At 62.2% G+C, this 13,020-nt stretch carries 15 protein-coding genes and 2 tRNA genes; 7 read left to right on the top strand and 10 right to left on the bottom strand.

Annotated elements, in window-relative coordinates:
- Positions 1–281 precede the first annotated feature (281 nt).
- The 3 genes from AB3X99_RS23670 to AB3X99_RS23660 form a co-directional block, all read right to left on the bottom strand.
- On the bottom strand, positions 282–533 hold the full coding sequence (locus AB3X99_RS23670) for a hypothetical protein (protein WP_069263092.1): 252 nt from the start codon (positions 531–533) through the stop codon (positions 282–284).
- 283 nt (positions 534–816) lie between these two features.
- The gene (locus AB3X99_RS23665; RefSeq protein WP_368602750.1) at positions 817–990 is read right to left on the bottom strand and encodes a hypothetical protein; all 174 of its coding nucleotides are present in this window, start codon (positions 988–990) and stop codon (positions 817–819) included.
- A gap of 63 nt (positions 991–1,053) precedes the next feature.
- Positions 1,054–1,251, bottom strand: coding sequence for a hypothetical protein (locus AB3X99_RS23660; RefSeq protein WP_069263094.1), 198 nt, complete (start codon positions 1,249–1,251; stop codon positions 1,054–1,056).
- Between the two features lie 388 nt (positions 1,252–1,639).
- Between AB3X99_RS23660 and AB3X99_RS23655 the strand changes: the two genes are divergently transcribed.
- Together AB3X99_RS23655 and AB3X99_RS23650 are read left to right on the top strand one after the other, a co-directional pair.
- The gene (locus tag AB3X99_RS23655) at positions 1,640–1,894 is read left to right on the top strand and encodes a DUF6723 family protein (RefSeq protein WP_368618320.1); all 255 of its coding nucleotides are present in this window, start codon (positions 1,640–1,642) and stop codon (positions 1,892–1,894) included.
- A gap of 311 nt (positions 1,895–2,205) precedes the next feature.
- Positions 2,206–2,691: a GNAT family N-acetyltransferase gene (locus tag AB3X99_RS23650; protein WP_368618319.1), complete on the top strand. Its 486-nt coding sequence runs from the start codon at positions 2,206–2,208 to the stop codon at positions 2,689–2,691.
- A gap of 70 nt (positions 2,692–2,761) precedes the next feature.
- Here the strand turns inward: AB3X99_RS23650 and AB3X99_RS23645 are convergent, their stop codons facing one another.
- Positions 2,762–3,292, bottom strand: a complete 531-nt coding sequence (locus tag AB3X99_RS23645) for a hemerythrin domain-containing protein (protein WP_368618318.1) — start codon at positions 3,290–3,292, stop codon at positions 2,762–2,764.
- 180 nt (positions 3,293–3,472) lie between these two features.
- On the opposite strand from AB3X99_RS23645, the gene AB3X99_RS23640 reads away from it, so the two are divergent.
- Positions 3,473–4,015: a DUF4142 domain-containing protein gene (locus tag AB3X99_RS23640; protein WP_368602746.1), complete on the top strand. Its 543-nt coding sequence runs from the start codon at positions 3,473–3,475 to the stop codon at positions 4,013–4,015.
- Positions 4,016–4,151: 136 nt separating this feature from the next.
- Here the strand turns inward: AB3X99_RS23640 and AB3X99_RS23635 are convergent, their stop codons facing one another.
- On the bottom strand, positions 4,152–4,463 hold the full coding sequence (locus AB3X99_RS23635; protein ID WP_368618317.1) for a phasin family protein: 312 nt from the start codon (positions 4,461–4,463) through the stop codon (positions 4,152–4,154).
- Between the two features lie 351 nt (positions 4,464–4,814).
- On the opposite strand from AB3X99_RS23635, the gene AB3X99_RS23630 reads away from it, so the two are divergent.
- Complete coding sequence (locus tag AB3X99_RS23630) at positions 4,815–6,053, top strand: DNA topoisomerase IB (protein WP_368618364.1); 1,239 nt, start codon at positions 4,815–4,817, stop codon at positions 6,051–6,053.
- Positions 6,054–6,062: 9 nt separating this feature from the next.
- Here the strand turns inward: AB3X99_RS23630 and AB3X99_RS23625 are convergent, their stop codons facing one another.
- Positions 6,063–6,728, bottom strand: coding sequence for a UdgX family uracil-DNA binding protein (locus tag AB3X99_RS23625; RefSeq protein WP_368618316.1), 666 nt, complete (start codon positions 6,726–6,728; stop codon positions 6,063–6,065).
- Positions 6,729–7,079: 351 nt separating this feature from the next.
- On the opposite strand from AB3X99_RS23625, the gene AB3X99_RS23620 reads away from it, so the two are divergent.
- Positions 7,080–7,589, top strand: a complete 510-nt coding sequence (locus AB3X99_RS23620; RefSeq protein ID WP_368618315.1) for a CinA family protein — start codon at positions 7,080–7,082, stop codon at positions 7,587–7,589.
- Here AB3X99_RS23620 and AB3X99_RS23615 read toward each other — a convergent pair.
- From AB3X99_RS23615 to AB3X99_RS23605, 3 genes are all read right to left on the bottom strand, one after another.
- Positions 7,574–8,488: a DUF72 domain-containing protein gene (locus AB3X99_RS23615; protein ID WP_368618314.1), complete on the bottom strand. Its 915-nt coding sequence runs from the start codon at positions 8,486–8,488 to the stop codon at positions 7,574–7,576. The two genes, AB3X99_RS23620 and AB3X99_RS23615, sit on opposite strands and share 16 nt — an antisense overlap.
- Before the next feature lie 200 nt (positions 8,489–8,688).
- Positions 8,689–10,356 carry an ATP-dependent DNA ligase gene (locus tag AB3X99_RS23610; RefSeq protein WP_069263103.1) on the bottom strand — a complete coding sequence of 556 codons (1,668 nt, stop codon included), beginning with the start codon at positions 10,354–10,356 and terminating at the stop codon, positions 8,689–8,691.
- Positions 10,353–11,399 carry a ligase-associated DNA damage response exonuclease gene (locus AB3X99_RS23605; RefSeq protein ID WP_368618313.1) on the bottom strand — a complete coding sequence of 349 codons (1,047 nt, stop codon included), beginning with the start codon at positions 11,397–11,399 and terminating at the stop codon, positions 10,353–10,355. The genes AB3X99_RS23610 and AB3X99_RS23605 overlap by 4 nt, the downstream gene beginning before the upstream one ends.
- A gap of 428 nt (positions 11,400–11,827) precedes the next feature.
- Between AB3X99_RS23605 and AB3X99_RS23600 the strand changes: the two genes are divergently transcribed.
- Positions 11,828–11,912, top strand: a tRNA-Leu gene (locus AB3X99_RS23600).
- A 276-nt stretch (positions 11,913–12,188) separates the two neighbouring features.
- A tRNA-Ala gene (locus AB3X99_RS23595) sits at positions 12,189–12,264 on the top strand.
- Positions 12,265–12,372: 108 nt separating this feature from the next.
- Here AB3X99_RS23595 and AB3X99_RS23590 read toward each other — a convergent pair.
- Positions 12,373–12,873, bottom strand: coding sequence for an Lrp/AsnC family transcriptional regulator (locus AB3X99_RS23590; RefSeq protein WP_342949775.1), 501 nt, complete (start codon positions 12,871–12,873; stop codon positions 12,373–12,375).
- Between the last annotated feature and the right edge of the window lie 147 nt (positions 12,874–13,020).

Here is a 13,020-nt window from a genome sequence, read left to right as displayed (position 1 = left end):
ACGCTACTCATGTTGACGCAAGCCCGCATACTGAATGCCAGCCGTTCGTACAGTTCGCTTTCTAGCTTCGTAGTGAGACCACGGCCGCGAAGGCTGTCCGATCTTTTTCTTGAGCCGGAGATCGCGAACTGATGAACGGCATCGATAGGTGAAGTATGTGAGTCATACCGTTCACCCTAACCCCGGTGAACGTCTGCGCATATTCTGTTCCTGCCGCCGTTCATTCGGGCGCCCGCCCGTGTCACAGGCGGAGACGGAGTATCCACGGACAGCCCGACCCCTTACGTTTCGTATTGCTGACTATTCTGACCGGGGGGATGCCTGGTAAACCACGTATGCCGGATGAGACGGCGGTGCCCGATTTCTACCCTGAGACCGTCGTACAAGGCGGCCAGCAATACGGCGCCGACTTTCCGTTGTTCGTCGCTGTGGATGATCGTCAGTAAGGCACGCTGCTTACGTATACGCCAGACCGCCTCGTGGATATGGCGGTCCGCAAGTATCAGGGCTTGTAGCTCAGTCTCGTCGTCCATCGCAGCTTACTCGTTGCCCCCCGTAACCGGCTGGAAGATTTTTGTTTCCCATGCCCCTCTCGTCTGGTCACGCGTGAGCGGTCATGTCGTCCCAGGTGACGCTGGAGTCCGGGCTATCTCCGCCTTGTCGACGCAGGACATTCGTCAGATCCCTGCGACGGCAGGCGCGGCTCGCGTTTTCACGCTCATCCCGATTTGAGATCCGTGGTACTTGTCTTGTCGATACATCCTTCATTCAACAAGTCGGCATCCGGTCACGTTGCCCTCGCGCCGGCGACACTCGTCATTCCCTGGCCGTTTGTTCTCGTTGCGGGTTCACGCGCCTCGCACTTTTCGACGCTGCGTCGGCGATCACATCGACTTTGCCCTGTGCAACCTCGATCGCGGACTGCCCGGTGGTCCCGAGTGCCCCATAGAGCGCATTGGCCACGGTGATCGCCGAGCTGAGTGCTGCCACTGCTGCCTCGGAACCGGCTGGCGCATTTCGGGTGGCTTCTTCGAAGAGCGTGCCGCGGGCCGGTCACCGCTTTCGCATGATCGTTTCGAGCAGGAATTCGCCTTCATCCGTTATACGCGGACGCGGCATACCGGTGGCGAGGCTCTCGAGTGCTACGAGCTGTTGCTCGAGCAGTGTGTCGAGTTCCTCGCGGCCCATGTCGATCTGGTCCGGCGATGACTTGACCAGCATGAGCGTCGCAAATTCGTGAGGGCTCAGCACTTATGTCTCCTGGATTCTCGAACGAGCGGTCTTGCCGCCCTGATAGTTGTCCGCCGAAACGACATCTGACCGCGCACACCTCCTCGTGTGGCGTGTGATCGACCTCCGCGTGACATGCGCGAGGCGAGCTGGTAGTGCGCCAGTCGGATCGCTCTTTTTGGCCGGAAGTAGCTTGCTGGTGGCTCATAGGAGCATATGCCCGCCGTCACCTGTCGAGTATCAGGGAGGCGTGTCCGTAAATGCATCCTTATGGACAACCCTTTCCCCATGGGCTGAGCGCACGGAGCGCTCACCCACACGACACATTTGTAAGGTCAGGTGCGCGAAATGCTTGGACACTCAGCGCATCAAGCGGGATTGTTATGACGGTATTTGGGGGAGAAAAACCATGGGTAAGCCCGATCGCGCCGAAGACGCACTTCAAATTGTGGGCTACGAGGTGGTTTGCCGACAGAAGATCAATGCGATGGGCCAATATGTCGGATACCTAAGGATCAGGCGAAAGGCTGATGGGAAGTTGATCTACCCGTTCGACGGCTGTCTCGTTCCCGGGCCATTCGCAACTGCCGACGAAGCCCGACTCGCCGTGCGCGAACTCGCCAAAGAGTTTGTGCGGCTGGATGTCGAGCGTCCCGAGGATTGATGACGCATCGCTGGAGTGGTCGATATCCAGAGGTGGTTCGGTCTCCCCGATGCTCATGCACCGGGTTTGTCCTGGCCGACGGAAGCCATGAAAAAGCGGTTTCGACCAACACCGGAGCCAGCGGCTGTTCCGGGCATGAGCGATGCGGAATCGGGCCTGGGCGCGATGCCGCGTCCCCGAGCGGAAGAGAGCCCCGATGAGCACTCAGACCTCATGGAAAACACGCTGGGCGCTGCTGCGCTGAACGCGCGGCTAGACCTCGCGGCGCGACAACGCGAGTGCGTAATACTAGGTCCGGGAGGAAATGCGCGATGAAGGAATCGCCCGTAGTGGTCACTGTGCGACGGGAGGATCCCGCTACGCGCGACGCGGGCTTACTGCTCGACGAACTGAGCGCCATGGTCGCGCTGTACTGCGGTGATGGCGCCCAATCCCGATTCAACGAGCAGGATGCGATGACGCCGCGCGGCGCCTTTGTCATTGCCCGTACCACCGACGGCCAGGCGATAGGCTGTGGGGCCCTGCGCCGTTTCTCGTTTGAAGTGGCGGAGTTCAAGCGGATATACCGGCGTGCCGAATTCCATGGAGCCGGCGCTGCGATTCTGCGATATCTCGAAGAACTCGCCGCCGCAATGGACTTTCGCCGGGTCATCTTGCAGACACGTGAGGCGAACCGGCGCGCAATCGCCTTTTATCGGCGCCACGGTTACCAACACATCGACCCGTACGGCGAATACACGACCATGAGCGACGCTCGATGCTTCGGGAAAGCGCTTCCAGTCAAACCGCAGCCTTAAGCGGCCTCGCTTCTTCGCGGTGATCCCTCGCATTTGCGCCGTGTTTGAAGCATCGTCACCGGGCGGCATCTCAAAGCGGCATATCGAGGTGCGAGAGCACCAACGTCTTGTCGCCGGTGCTCTTCACCCCGGCGGCCTCGAGCTTTGCATCGAGCTCGGCCTTGCGCGACGCGATACGGCGGCCCAGCGCTGCGAGGTCCAGATTACTGCGGCGCAAGAGCGGGAATAGCTCTTTCTCTTCTTCTTCGACATGGTGGCGAACCAGGTCGGCCAGCACACGGAACGTCGCGTCGAAACCAGCATGCGCGGGTGTCAGCGTGGTGAAGCGCTGGATGAGCGTTTTCACGAGATAGTGCTCGACTCGAGCCTCGTCCACATCAAGCGCCTCTGTGGGTAGTGCTTCGCTCGCTGCGGGGTAGAGCAACTCTTCCTCAAGCATCGTATGCACGGCGAGTTGCTCGCACGCTCGCTTGGCGATCGTGAAGCGCGCATCTTCGGTGGCCTCGCCGGCACCCCGGTAGGCATCGAAAAGTTTATCGACGGCGCGGTGGTCGGCGATCAGCAGCGCGAGCGCATCGCTGGTCTGTTTCGGTTCGTTCATGACAGGTCTCCACGGGACATGCCCGTGTTGCGCAGCGCGCGTACCCAGCTCCCGGTCTCTCGATGAAGGCAGGCCGGGCGGTGCGCGAGGCCGCATGCGCCGCGGCACGCACCGTGCGCGACGGCCCATGCGCGGTCCATATGGGCCCCGCGACCGTTCAACGACCCAAGGATGTCAACCATGAAACTCCTTTTCGCTATTCTCGGTTTGGCCATGGCATGCAGTCTTCCGCTCGCGGCCACAGCACAAGAATCCCAAGCGGCTTCCGCCACCGCGGCAAATCCGCTGCCGGATGTGGATCGCGATTTCGTTCAGGCGGCATCGATGTCTGGATCGACGGAAATCGACGCCGCGAAGCTCGCCATGCATAACACGAAGAACAAGGACGTGCACAAATTTGCAGAGCACATGATCGCCGATCATATGAAGCTTGCAGCGCAATTAAAGCTCGCGGCGCCGCACGGTGTCACGGTGCCGAAGGACAATTCCGATACGTCGATTCTCGATTCGTTACGGCCGCTCAAGGATGCGCAATTTGACAGTGCATACGCGCAGAAGGTGGGGGTAGAAGGCCACAAGGAAGCGGTGGCCGCGTTCCAGAAGGAAATCAGCGACGGCAAGAACGACAGCCTGAAGGCGGCGGCGCGCAAGGCGTTGCCAACCATCGAAGAACATTACCGGATGGCCCAGGCACTGGCCCAGAAAGTCGGTACGCATTCCTGAGTGAGCGGCTTTGTCAAGGGGGCAGCCGTTGCAGCAGGAAACATTGCGGCGGTGCGCGCGAGGCCTTCTGTTGACCCCGCGCAGCACCGGTTGGAAGCGGGGCGTGTGTCCCTCGCACGGCCCCCGCCGCATGCCCTTACGAGGTGGTGCCCTCGAACGCGTTACTCCAGGCCATGAAGTCCCGGTTCAGGCGGCTTTCGATACCGCTAACGCAATCGACGATCGCGCCAAGCATGATCTCGTTGATGTGCCGCCAGTAGGCTGCAGTCTTTACTGTGCCCGCTAAAGCGTAGCCTGCGTTCAAGCGCCATGCGTCAAATGGCGAACGTTCGCTAGCCGATTCGATTGCGATTGCGCGCTGCTCATTCAGGGTGGTACTGAACGCATGGCTATTCAGTTCTGCGATGCGGCCAGCGGTCTCAACACACAGGCGTGCCAGTTCGTTCATTTCCGTGCCCAGGGACGTAACTCGTTCAGGCGCGTTGTCTGGGCCTGCGTCGGGTAGTGCGATCGGTGGTTCAATCATCATCGGCTCCGATTTGAGGTTTGACCGGGCAGATAGGGTTCCGCGGTCTTGCTGCATCGCCGCATCGCTTGTTCCCGATTCGGCCGGTGGTTCGCACGAAGGGCGGCACGTACGGCTGCGCGCTGCCTCGGCGCAGAATTACGCTCCGGCGTTGGCGGCATGGCTATTGCTCCTCGTGCCCAAACAAGGCAAATCCGACCGAGGCAAGCCGTGGCAAAGAATCACGCAAATTCAGGAAAGCCGGGCCGCAAAAGTACCGCGCGCGCGAGCGGCATATCGCCGACTGACCTCGGGCCTTGCGGCCTGCGCTATGTCGATGACTCGCATCGCGGGTACACGCGCGAGCGGATCGACGGAGCGTTCGTCTACTTCGATACGCGAGGCAAGCGCATCAAGGACGCTGCCGAGATTCGCCGTATCAACGCATTGGCGGTTCCGCCTGCCTATACCGATGTGTGGATCTGCCCGGATGGGCGTGGCCACTTGCAGGCGACGGGCCGTGACGCGCGGGGTCGCAAGCAGTACCGCTATCACCCGTATTGGCGTGAAACACGGGACGCGACCAAGTACGAGCGCTTGCTGGGGTTCGGCACCGCGCTGCCGAAACTGCGCGCCCGGCTGGCGCGCGATCTCGCGCTCGACGGCATGCCGCGAAACAAAGTGCTGGCGACCGTCGTGCGGCTGCTCGATAGCACACTGATTCGCGTGGGCAGCGAGGAGTACGCGCGGGAGAACCGCTCGTACGGCCTGACCACGATGCGCAAGCGGCATCTGGAAGTGTCGTCTGACCGGCTGCGCTTCCGGTTTCGCGGCAAGAGCGGCATCGAGCACGACGTCGCGGTCAGCGACGCACGGGTTGCGCGCATCGTCAGGCGCTGTATGGAACTGCCGGGCCAGGACCTCTTTCAGTATCTCGATGCCGATGGCGCGCGGTATTCTGTCACCTCCTCGGACATCAACGACTATTTGCATGAGGTCACCGGCGCCGATTTCACCGCAAAAGACTACCGCACGTGGGCGGGCAGCGTGTTTGCGCTTGCGGCGCTGCGCAAGCTGGAGTGGCAAACGGCGACGCAGGCGCGCAAGCACGTCGCCGACACCGTCAAGCAGATCTCCCAGATGCTGCGCAATACGCCGGCGGTTTGCCGCAAGTGCTATATCCATCCGGCCGTGATCGAAGCGTTCGAGGCGGGCGCCCTCGCGCAGGCGCTACCCGCAGTGCGCCTGCGCGGACTGAAGGCAGACGAGGCGGCGCTCGTCGTCTTTCTGAAGCGCGACGCGAAGCGGCGGACGCGTGAGATGTCGCGCCGCGATCGCGCTGGCGAGTCAAGCGACGCGAGCCTCGTCCGCCTGCTCGCGCAAACGAGCCGTAAAGTACGCGCGAAGGGGGCGAAGGACCGCGCTAATGGCGGCGCGACAAAGACACAGAAACCGGAAACGGGCAAGACAGCGTCGCGGCACGTGCGCTCGTCTGCTTCGACTCGATTCGCGCGTGCCGACACCGTTGCATGACGCGGCTCGTCAACGTTTGCCAGCAAGCGCGTCTGCGAGACGCAGTGCCTCGACGATCTGCGCGCGCGCTTTGTCGCGCGCCTCGACGTTCGGCGCCCGTAGCGCGTACGAAGGGTGCCAGGTTGCCACGATGACGAGATCGCCGATGCGACCCGCGTGTTCCATGTAGGCCTTCAGCCGCGCGTTCGGGTCGCGCAAAATCGCGCGCAAGGCGGTTGCGCCGAGCGCGACCACGACCTTCGGCCTGATTTGCGCAAGTTCCCGTTCGAGCCAGTATGCGCAGGCTTCCACCTCGCGCTGGGCAGGCGTCTTGTGCAGGCGGCGCTTGCCGCGCAGTTCCCATTTGAAGTGCTTAACCGCATTGGTCACATAGACGGCCTTCCGTTCGATGCCCGCCTCTTCGAGCGCGGTGTCGAGCAGCGCGCCTGCCGGGCCGACGAACGGCAGACCCGCGCGATCCTCGCTGTCGCCGGGCTGCTCGCCGACGAGCATCAGCGTGGCGCGCGCGTTGCCCGCGCCCGGCACCCCGTGGGTGGCGTCTTTCCACAACGTGCAGCGCCGGCATGCTTCCAGCGAATCGGGTTCCTGATGAGGATCGGCCTGCGTGGTAACGGTGCGGCGCGTGGGGTGCGATTCGTCGCGATCCCGATGGCCGTGCGGTGTGCGCGATGTCACTGCGTTGCCTCGCGCACGGCGAGAGCGCTGACTGGAACGAAACGCGGACTGGCCAGTTTCATCGTTGCTCCCCAAACGGTGGGCGACGCGCGCGACAAACGCGAATCGCCATTGCGGTCCAGGAGGATGCGCAACTGGCGTACCGCGCGGGCGGCACCCAGGGCACGCTCCTTGCGCGGACAGGACAGCACCCGAGCGAACGAAGGCGAGGGAGCAAAAAGCGCGGCTCAAAAATCCGAAGGGAGTTTGATGATGCGGCGATTCCATGCAGCGACGCGCCATAAGCGGACGTTGCCCGTGAGCGCCGTCGTTCCGGAATGAGCGATGTGCCGGAAAACGTGGAGACTTGCGATGGGTATCGAACAGCACGTCGTCTCATTTCTGACCTCCGTGGGGCGCAAACTCGCCACCGCGGAGTCATGCACGGGCGGACTGATGGCCGCCACGCTGGCTGCCGTGCCGGGAAGCGGTGGGTGCCTGGACGTCGGGTTCGTCGCGTACTCGCCCACGGGAAAGGCCGGTTTCCTCGGCGTGCGCGAAGAGACGATGGAGCGTTACGGGCTCACGAGCGAAGAGGTCGCGCGCGAGATGGCCGAAGGAGCGCTGGCGGCGGATGGGTGCAACGCGGATGTAGCCGTCTCCAATACCGGGGTTGCCGACGCGGTCTGCGACGGCAATGGGCCGCCGGCCGGCACCCAGTGCTTCGGCTGGTCCTGGCGTCTGGAAGATGGGCGATGCGTGACCTTCACCGAAACCGAGCGCTTTGTGGGATCGCGCAACGAGATTCGCGCCGCGGCCGCTCAATACGCGTTCTCGCGTATTGAGCATTACTTCAACCAGCTTGCTCAGCAATCCGTATAGTCGCGACGTGGCGGCGTTTCTTGCGCGCAACCAAACCGGGTCATCAGCCGGCGAGCGTCGAAAGGGGCTTCGGTCTTCTGATCGTTGTCGAAATAGCAGTACACGTCGCGCGGCTTGCGCTCAGATGCACCGAGTTCCGGAGCGATGAGTCGCGCGTGCGCGGCGGATTTCCCCTCGCTCCATGCTCTGAAGCGGGCTTCCCATTTGTCCAGCGACGCGTCGCTGTAGGCGCCCGCATATCTTCCGGTCGAGCCATGCAGCCGCGCGTAGGTGAAGTCGGCCGTGGCGTCCTCGGCATACGGCCACGGCTCGGTGGAGTCGGACACCACGAGCGCGACCCGATAGCGTCGTAGCAGATCCACGAACGCAGGGACAACGAAACTCGCATGACGGATTTCGATGGCGTGGCGCATGGTCCGGTTCTGGTCGATGGTGAGCCACGGAGCCTTCACCCGCGCGTCGTGGCGCCTCGCCAGACGCAGTGCGGCTTCCGTGTCGGGCGGCAGCAGTGCGAGGAAGCGTTCGAGGCGCTCGACATGGAAGGTGTAATTTGGCGGGAACTGCCAGAGTAAAGGCCCCAACTTGTCGTTCAGTGCGAGCAACCCTTGCGCAAAGAAGTTCGCGCAGGCAATGGTTACCGTTTCGTCGCGGAAGCGCAGCATGTGTGTGAGGTAGCGCGCGCCCTTGATGCTGAAGACGAAACCTTCCGGCGTTTCGTCGCGCCAGTGCTCGAACGATGCCGGCGATTGCAGACTGTAGTGCGTGCCGTTAATTTCGATGGTCTGCACGGCGCGCGACGCGAAGTCGAGCTCGCGCTTTTGCGGCCAGCCGGGCGGATAGAACGTGCCGCGCCAACCATCATAGCGCCAGCCGGAAATGCCGATCCGCACTTTGCCCATGATGGTTTCCTCTTCGATCTTGCGAACGGGGAGCGCTGCCGCGGTTCATCCCAGTCGGGTGTTTGCTGACACTCAGCACAGCCTGTTCCCGCGCACGCAACGAAGACCTGACAGGTACGAGTCATGCGTAATGGCGGCCGCGGCGTCGTCGCAACGAAAGCGGCTCGCTCGCAACACTCAGGCGCCAGGTGCGAACGCGCTCATGTCTGTGCCTCGCTCAAGAAGCCCTTGAGCATGCCGAGCGTATCCGCGTCCTCGACTGACTTGTCGGTGCGCCAACGCAGCATCCGGGGAAAGCGCACTGCGATGCCCGACTTATGCCGCGAGCTTGCCTGAATTCCTTCGAAGCCGATCTCGAACACCAGGGTTGGTGTGACGCCGTGCACCGGTCCGAACTTCTCAATTGTCGTCTTGCGCACGATTGCATCGACTTTGCGGATTTCTTCGTCGGTGAGTCCTGAGTACGCCTTGGCGAACGGCACCAGCGTGCGCACGCCGTCTGCTTCGTCCCAGACCGCAAACGTGTAGTCCGTGAAGAGGCTCGCCCGCCGGCCGTGACCACGTTGGGCGTACAGCAGCACGGCGTCGATCGAAAACGGATCGATCTTCCATTTCCACCACGTACCCGATGCCTTGGTACGTCCGACGCCGTACATCGATGTCCGCTGTTTCAGCATCAACCCTTCGACGCTGCGCGCGCGGCTCTCCTCGCGCAATTGCCTGATCGCGTTCCAGTCTTCGGCGGCCACGACCGGCGATACGCGCAGCAATTCGGTCGCGGGCGATTGCGACAACGACTGGACAAGCGCGTCGAGTCGCGCGCGTCGTATTTCGAGCGGTTGCGTGCGCAGATCGCGACCCTCGGCTTCGAGCAGGTCGTATGCGACCATCGCGGCGGGCGACTCGCTGAGCACCTTTCTGGTCAGCGACTTGCGCGTGATACGCGGCTGCAGACGCGCGAATGGCAATGGTGCACTCGCCCCCGGTTCCCACGCGAGAATTTCCCCGTCTATGACCGAGCCGTTCGGCAACGCAGCAGCCATCGCCTCCAGCTCCGGAAAACGTTCGGTTACGAGGTCTTCGCCCCGCGACCAGATCCAGACGCGTCCTGCGCGTTTGACGAGTTGTGCGCGAATGCCGTCCCATTTCCATTCGAAGATCCAGTCCGCGGTCGGGCCGAGCGTTGTGGGGTCGGCCTGCAACGGATGCGCGAGAAAGAACGGATAGGGCAAGCCGATGTCGGTGGCTTGCGGCGTGTCGGTGTCGTCGCCATCGGCCGAAGCGGTGATTAGCCGGAGATACCCGGCGGCTGTCGGTGTCTTGTGCGAATGCGTCCAACCGACGAAGCGCTGCGCGATGCGTTTGTGGTCGACGCCCGCGACCTGCGCGAGCGCGCGCACGACGAGCTGCCGTGAGACGCCGACGCGAAAACCGCCGCCGATGAGCTTGGTGAGCAAAAACCGCTCGCTCCAGTTCAGTTCGTCCCAGTAGGCGGTCAAACGCTCGCGTACGGCGTCCGGCTCGCTGCCTCGCAACGTCAGCAGGCGCTGCCCGACCCATTGCGCCAGACCCAGTTCCGATTCACGCGACGCTGGCGGCAGCACGTGCGCGATCGTCTCTGCGAGGTCGCCGACTGCCTGATATGACTCGTCGAACAGCCATTGCGGCAGGCCGGCGCAATCGCGTGCGCATTCGATCAGCATTCGCGTAGGCACCGACTGGCGAGGCTTCCCACCTGCGAGGAAGTACGCCGCCCACGCCGCGTCTTCAGGTTCGGCGCCGGAAAAATAGGCAACCAATGCTTCGAGCTTGTCGTTGGTGGACGTCGTCGCGTCGAGCGCTGCGTAGAGTGCCGCAAACCGTTTCATTTCGGCGCGTCCTCCGTCGTGGCGGCATCGGCGTCTGCCTCGATCGCGTCGCCGCCATATTCGGTTGCGAAGGTGCCGGCATCGAATCCATGTTCGAGAAGCCATCGCACCATCGGCTCGATGTAACCGTGCGTGACGATCACGCGCTCAGCGCCAGTTGCTTTGATGGCATCGTTGAGACCGGGCCAGTCCGCATGATCCGACAAGACGAATCCCCGGTCGACTCCGCGCCTGCGTCTCGCACCACGCAAACGCATCCAGCCAGATGCCAATGCGTCGCGATGCTCGCCGAAACGCCGTGTCCACGCGCTGCCTTTCGCGGAGGGCGGCGCAATGATCAGCGCGTTTCTGAATGCGGCCTTGTCGTGCATCGGGATTTCGCCGACGCGTCGCGTCGCGGGCAAGTCGACTGCCGCATCACGATAGATTCGATTCAACGTTTCGACGGCGCCGTGGCAGAAGATCGGGCCGATGCCAGGGTCCACGCCGGCGAGCACACGCTGCCCTTTGCCGAAGGAATAGCAAAACAGCACCGACGCCAGCCCTTGGGCCGCGTTATGCCGCCACCAGGCGTTGATGCCGTCGAATACGGCATGCGACGGTTCCCACCGGTAGACAGGCAAGCCGAAAGTCGATTCCGTGATGAACGTGTCGCACCGGACCGGTTCGAACGGCGTGCATGTCGGGTCCGGTTCGATCTTGTAGTCTCCCGATGCGACCCATACACGCCCGGCATGCTCGAGCCGCACCTGGGCCGAGCCGAGCACGTGTCCTGCCGGATGCAATGACACGCGCACGCCATTGACTTCGATCTGTTCGCCGTACGGCAAACCCTGCACTGCGATACCTGGCAATCGGGTCTGCAGTACGCCGAGTCCCGCTTGTGCCGCCAGGTAGTGGCGATGACCAACGCGTGCATGGTCAGCGTGCGCATGAGTAATGATCGCCCGTTCGACCGGCTGCCATGGATCGATGTAAAACGCCCCCGGCGGGCAGTACAGTCCCTCAGGAAGGGCAATGATCAAATCGGAGGAGGTGTTCATGTCGTTGGGCTCGTCGCTCGCGACGAGCCTGGAGCCTATGAGTGGGTTCACAAAGCTGGAGCCAGACATGTTCCCGGATCACTGCAGAATGCCGGCGCGGGCGCCACGCAGGGCGAACTTTTGCCGGCACGCGCGATGCGCTCAAGGCGATATTAACTGCGGAGATAGTCATGAGCGACCAAAGAAAGGCTGGAGAATGCGGCCAACCGGCGCTGCTGGAGTGCGGCGGGGTCGAATCACCGGGCGCGGGACTCGGGCGCACGCCTGAATTGACTTCAACGCCGGAGTTTTAAGCGTTGGCGCGGGGCTTCAAAAAATCTTCGCGCGGGGCCTTCAAAAATGCGCGGCGAGTCGATACAATGGCGACCCTTCGAGCCCACGAGGCGAGAAGAGACGGGATCTTTACGCGTCCCGAGTTGTATTGGATTGCCGACGTGGTGAAATTGGTAGACACGCTATCTTGAGGGGGTAGTGGCGAAAGCTGTGCGAGTTCGAGTCTCGCCGTCGGCACCAAAATTGAATCGAGTATCGTGCGCGGGACCTGCGTGGTGATACTGGAGCGAATTGCATTCGCGCGCTTCTGCTGCGAATGGCCCAAGAGAGCCGGCTGATAAGCCGGCTTTTTATTTTGCGGGCAATCATAAGGACTCCAACATAGTTCCAGGCGAGCGCGCGGGAGTGCTTGCGAGGATGCGTGCGCCGCGTATATAATCGCCGCTCTTCGAGCAGGTCCGCAAGCTGACCTGTTCGATTCTGCGTCATCCCACTGGCGCAGAAGCCGTTCTGCATGGGGGTATAGCTCAGCTGGGAGAGCGCTTGCATGGCATGCAAGAGGTCAGCGGTTCGATCCCGCTTACCTCCACCAACAGAACGCGTGGCCTTCGAGCACGTTGCTTCATCATCCTGATTCACTTCCCCGCATCGCATCGAAATTCGCGCAGCCATTTTCAATGGATTGCATTCGCGCGCACCGTCACAGCGGTAACGCATGCGTCGACAGAATCTCCTTGAGCACCATGAAGCTGCGAACCTGCCGCACGCCCGGCAAGTACAACAACTGCTCCGCATGCAGCTGGTTGAAGCTTTCGTTGTCGCGCGTGCGCACCAGCATGAAGTAATCGAATTCGCCGGTCACGACGTGGCATTCCACACAGCCTGAAACCTTCTGGGCCGCTTTCTCGAATGCGGCGAACGCCTCGGGCGTCGAGCGGTCGAGCACGAAGCCGATCACGACCAGCATGCCTGCGCCGAGCGCCTTCGGGTCGAGCAGCGCGACGATTCCGCGTATCAGCCCTAACTCCTTGAGCCGTTCCACACGCCGCAGGCACGCGGGCGCACTGAGCTTCACCCTGGCAGCGAGGCTGACATTGGAAATCGATGCGTCCTGCTGCAAATGCCTGAGGATCGCGCGATCGATGCGATCCAATGCAGGCGGCTCATTCGGCGTAGCGGGAGAGTGTCTGGTTAATTTCATTGCGTCGTTTAACCGTTTTGCACATTAAAAGTTTTTCGAAGCCAAAAAGAATGCTTTAAACGTAGGCCGTCGATATTTTTTTAGCAAGCTCATTTCGCGGCATCGCGCCTAACATTTCTCCATCGGATTGCGCGTTCCAGGCGCGTA

The organism is Paraburkholderia sp. BR10882 (assembly GCF_040948855.1).
GTDB classification, from domain to species: domain Bacteria; phylum Pseudomonadota; class Gammaproteobacteria; order Burkholderiales; family Burkholderiaceae; genus Paraburkholderia; species Paraburkholderia nodosa_A.
The sequence above is the reverse complement of the archived record's forward strand: the minus strand, read 5'-3'. Positions and strand labels throughout refer to the sequence as shown.

Excerpts from the sequence above, each read along its gene's own strand:
- AB3X99_RS23610 (WP_069263103.1), bottom strand. The coding sequence starts at position 10,356 with ATGAAACGGTTTGCGGCACTCTACGCAGCGCTCGACGCGACGACGTCC.
- AB3X99_RS23670 (WP_069263092.1), bottom strand. The coding sequence starts at position 533 with ATGGACGACGAGACTGAGCTACAAGCCCTGATACTTGCGGACCGCCAT.
- AB3X99_RS23640 (WP_368602746.1), top strand. The coding sequence starts at position 3,473 with ATGAAACTCCTTTTCGCTATTCTCGGTTTGGCCATGGCATGCAGTCTT.
- AB3X99_RS23645 (WP_368618318.1), bottom strand. The coding sequence starts at position 3,292 with ATGAACGAACCGAAACAGACCAGCGATGCGCTCGCGCTGCTGATCGCC.
- AB3X99_RS23620 (WP_368618315.1), top strand. The coding sequence starts at position 7,080 with ATGGGTATCGAACAGCACGTCGTCTCATTTCTGACCTCCGTGGGGCGC.
- AB3X99_RS23650 (WP_368618319.1), top strand. The coding sequence starts at position 2,206 with ATGAAGGAATCGCCCGTAGTGGTCACTGTGCGACGGGAGGATCCCGCT.
- AB3X99_RS23590 (WP_342949775.1), bottom strand. The coding sequence starts at position 12,873 with ATGAAATTAACCAGACACTCTCCCGCTACGCCGAATGAGCCGCCTGCA.
- AB3X99_RS23615 (WP_368618314.1), bottom strand. The coding sequence starts at position 8,488 with ATGGGCAAAGTGCGGATCGGCATTTCCGGCTGGCGCTATGATGGTTGG.
- AB3X99_RS23635 (WP_368618317.1), bottom strand. The coding sequence starts at position 4,463 with ATGAACGAACTGGCACGCCTGTGTGTTGAGACCGCTGGCCGCATCGCA.
- AB3X99_RS23605 (WP_368618313.1), bottom strand. The coding sequence starts at position 11,399 with ATGAACACCTCCTCCGATTTGATCATTGCCCTTCCTGAGGGACTGTAC.
- AB3X99_RS23655 (WP_368618320.1), top strand. The coding sequence starts at position 1,640 with ATGGGTAAGCCCGATCGCGCCGAAGACGCACTTCAAATTGTGGGCTAC.